The sequence below is a fragment of the Oleiphilus sp. HI0066 genome, assembly GCF_001635725.1.
Map to the genome: position 1 here is coordinate 1 of NZ_LWFH01001201.1, position 899 is coordinate 899.

The 899-nt window shown below is 42.5% G+C and carries 1 protein-coding gene and 1 pseudogene; both read right to left on the bottom strand.

Translation table 11 applies throughout. The features are described 5' to 3' along the window. Window positions 1-260 (bottom strand): integration host factor subunit alpha (gene ihfA, locus A3738_RS16470; RefSeq protein ID WP_068763730.1); only part of this gene is annotated, 260 nt, incomplete at its 3' end. Window positions 261-263: 3 nt separating this feature from the next. Further along, window positions 264-899 (bottom strand): annotated as a pseudogene (locus A3738_RS16475) (phenylalanine--tRNA ligase subunit beta); the annotation flags it as partial.

Here is an 899-nt window from a genome sequence, read left to right on the forward strand (position 1 = left end):
TTTTGACCGGGTCTAAACGTTACCACACGACGAGCAGAAATGGGAATCTCTTCCCCCGTTTTGGGATTTCTGCCCGGGCGCTGTTTCTTATCGCGTAGATCGAAGTTACCAAAACCAGAAAGTTTGACTTGTTCATTGTGGGCCAAGGCATCACAAATCTCTTCAAAAAACGCTTCAACCATCTCTTTGGATTCGCGCTTATTCAAACCAACTTCCTCATATAGGCTTTCCGCCATATCTGCTTTGGTCAAAGCTCCCATGCTCTAACTCCTTATTTTTGCATCAAACCTCGCAGAAAGTGCAGTGACAACCTTGTCAAACGATTGAGTTATCTCTTCGTCATTCAACGTACGATCCACACGCTGCCAACTCATCCCCATCGCGATGCTCTTCAAACCATCACCTAGGTTGTCGCCAACATATACATCAAACACGTTCAAATCGACTAAGTCTTCACCCGCATTTTCGCGAACTACTGATTCAATATCCTGGTAAGAAACATCACTTTTTATAAGAATCGCTAGATCGCGTCTTACACCAGGATACTTCGAAACTTCAGTAAAATTAGACACTTGGCCTTTTACTGTTTCATCTAAGCGTAGTTCAAAGAGAAAGACTGAGCCATTCAAATCGAAAGTTTTTTGCAATTTAGGGTGTAATTTACCGAAATAACCAATAATTTCACCTTGCTTCACAATCTGAGCGCTCTGGCCAGGGTGCAAAGCACTATTTTGACCTTTCTCAAACGCGACTGATTTATCAATACTAAAGAGTAGTGCCTCTAAATCAGCTTTCACATCATAAAAATCAACAACACGTTTTTCGTTACACCAGTTTTCTTCAGCGACATTTCCGACGACAACGCCCGAGAGCATTCGCGTTTGAACAATCTCACCATC